Genomic DNA, 3,079 nt, shown 5'->3' on the forward strand with positions numbered 1-3,079 from the left:
ATATGATTGAAAATTATGATGTAAAAGTCGAGGGCGGTGCATACGGATTAAAGATAACAAAACAAGGAATTTTCAAAGATAATCTTGGCAAAGTTCATGTTGCTGTATGTCCTGAATGTGGGTATCTTGAATTCTATCTTGAAGATACTAAAAAGATAAAAAAGTAATCCAAATCCCAATTACTAATATTTACAAAGCGTTTATCTAATTAAAGATAAATCGCTTTTTCTTTACTTAAAATGATTACAAGATGTTTTTATATCTTGAACTTGCCCCTTACAAATGTGAAATATGATTGATATGAAACCGTCCTTGATTATTTAAAAAACAGTTAAATTGCTTATTAATATGTGATAAAATAAACAAAATGGAGGGATGCAGTAATGGGATTATTTACAAAAAGAAAAAATAAAAAGAATTCTAAAAGAGTGAGAGATTTACCGGGAGAAAGATTATATTATCAATCATTACAACATGGCGATGATGAATTAAGTTTATTAAAACAAGCTGTTGATTTAGGCAATAGTCACGCCATGTCTGGGCTGGCACGTTACTATTTTGAACATAACCCTAATGATGAAGAAAAACGTCATCAAGTTGTTGAACTTTATGAAAAAGCTGAAGCAACAGGATCAAAAATTGATTCTTTTAAATTTGCAATCGCTTATCAACGGATAAAAGAATATACAAAAAGTGTTGAAAGATTAAAAATGAGTATTGATGAAGATAATAATCAAGATGCCTATTACTACTATGCTCGGGCTCTTGAACTAGGCAGAGGAGTCGATCAAGATATAAGAAAAGCGATTGAATATTATCAAAAAGTAGTTGCAATCGGTCACCCTATTGATGCATTTTATCGAATGGGAACATATTATCTTGATGGCCAATTTATCCCCAAAGACATAGAAAAAGGTCTTGAGATGTTGGAAATGGCTGTTAGCCAGAATCATGAAGCTGCCCTTGTTGAATTAGCTAAATTTTATTACAATGAACAAGATTCTCTTTATAAAAATGATCAAAAAGCCTTTCAATATGCTAAAAAAGGATATGACAGTTTTAATAATCTTGAATGTGGTTACTATTATGCACTATTACATTATGAAGGTCGCGGTATTGAAAAGGATACTTATACAGCAATCCAAACATTAAAACATATTAATTCTTTAGGATATATTCAGGCAAAAAATTCTTTAGACTCTATTTTGCAAGAATGGGAAGAAGAATATCGTAAAGATCATAAAAAAGCTTCATCATACATTCATAGTGATCCCAACAAAGCGATATCTCTTTTTCATAAAATCAAAGAAAAATATCATTGTTCCATCTATGATGAACTCGACAAATGTAAAAAACGTTTAGTAGAGATGGCTGATATTCTCTTTGACGAAGCAATCAAAGAAGATGATTTCAATAAAATCAGGGAATTGGCACAAATCGGAAGCCTAAAAGCAGCATCTTATTTCCTTGAGGAAATATATATCAATTGTTGTTTAGAAACATATACTTGTACAGGTGAATATCTATATGATGAAGTCACATTTCATGAGGGAATTACTTATTATGATGGAGTCACTTATTATGAAAATTGTAAAGATACTCCGTATGAATTTTCTAAAGATAAATGGAATGCGATTTTGAATCTCTATGATATGAGAGCAAAAGAATTAGTTAATGAAGAAAAATATTCTGAAGCCTTAGATCTGATGAATTGCGTTTATCCATATAAACATCTATTATGTATGGTTTCAAAATGCAAGTTATTATTACAAAAGAAACACTATGAACGTTGTTTAGATGTCTGCGAAGATATATTTAATCACCCTGACATAGAGAAGAAAGTAAATGCTTATATCATGCTAGAGATAATTCAAACAAAAGTTGATTGTGATAGACTGCTTAAAAATTCATAGTTATCTAAACCCAAAAAACAAATAGTACAACTTCGCATAAATGGCTAAAAATTTGTAAAAAATATTATGAATTTAAACCGGAAGTCAAATTGAAGATTTCCGGTTTTTCTAGGAATATGAAAAATATGGAAAGAATATCTTTTAAATATTATAATAATTTATATGAATAAATTGATATTGGGAGGCACACAAAAAATGTTTAAGGGATTTGATTTTACAAACTTTTGGAAAGACAGTGCGTATGCACTGAAAGAATATGTCAGTGCATCTCCCTCTGATGAACTGATAACCAGTATTGAACAAGAATTAGGCTACAAGTTACCACCATCTTATATTTGGCTGATGAAACAACATAATGGAGGTATTCCAGCTAATACTTGTTTTCCTACTGATAAACTTACCAGTTGGGCAGGCGATCATGTAGCTATTACAGGAATTTTTGGTATTGGACGAGAGAAAACATATTCATTATGTGGCGAGTTGGGAAGTCAATTTATGATTGAAGAATGGAAATACCCGGCTATCGGAGTAGCTATTTGTGATTGTCCCAGCGCTGGACATGATATGATATTTTTAGATTACCGGGAGTGTGGCCCACAAGGGGAGCCTAAAGTAGTGCATATTGATCAAGAATGTAACTATAAAATCACTCCTTTAGCAGATAGTTTTGAGGACTTTATTCGTGGCCTTGTAAACGAAGATAATTTTGAGTTAGAAGTTTAACAATAAAGAAATTAAACAGAATGAAAAATTGGTAGTTAGAAAGGAAGAAAATCATGGGAAAAGAGAAAATCAGGTTTATATGTTTTTTATTAGCTTCAATATGTTTCTTTATAGTGTCAATAATAAATTTTATGGATAAGAATACTTCCTCTGCAATAATATTTTTATTATTAGGTATTTCATTTTTACTTTTATCAACTACACATTTAAAAAGCGACAAATAAGTACAGATATAAATAAAAATCCCAATTTATCGTTATCATAAACCAGGAAATTTGAAATGTACTCCTGGTTTTTTTGGTTAGAAAAAAGTGTGCTGAATCAGCACACTTTTAAGCCTTTTTAGTTTCAAATAGTTTTTTGAAATCAAAGAAAGCAACTAATACACCTAAAGCAATTAATAAAATTGCGATGATTAATTGTAATCCTGATGTTAGAAAATC

Annotated in this window: 2 protein-coding genes; both read left to right on the forward strand. The window is 30.4% G+C overall.

The genetic code is table 11. The features are described from left to right. The first annotated feature begins 383 nt into the window (after nt 1-383). Nucleotides 384-1,913: a tetratricopeptide repeat protein gene (locus tag J7M77_RS05030; RefSeq protein ID WP_296876638.1), complete on the forward strand. Its 1,530-nt coding sequence runs from the start codon at nt 384-386 to the stop codon at nt 1,911-1,913. A 195-nt stretch (nt 1,914-2,108) separates the two neighbouring features. Then, nucleotides 2,109-2,636, forward strand: a complete 528-nt coding sequence (locus J7M77_RS05035) for an SMI1/KNR4 family protein (RefSeq protein ID WP_296876640.1) — start codon at nt 2,109-2,111, stop codon at nt 2,634-2,636. Nucleotides 2,637-3,079: the final 443 nt, after the last annotated feature.

This window comes from Thomasclavelia sp. (genome assembly GCF_017889095.1).
Taxonomy (GTDB): domain Bacteria; phylum Bacillota_I; class Bacilli_A; order Erysipelotrichales; family Coprobacillaceae; genus Thomasclavelia.

What these genes read in the sequence shown, in the direction of transcription:
- J7M77_RS05035 (WP_296876640.1), top strand. Translation starts at nt 2,109, where the DNA reads ATGTTTAAGGGATTTGATTTTACAAACTTTTGGAAAGACAGTGCGTAT.
- J7M77_RS05030 (WP_296876638.1), top strand. Translation starts at nt 384, where the DNA reads ATGGGATTATTTACAAAAAGAAAAAATAAAAAGAATTCTAAAAGAGTG.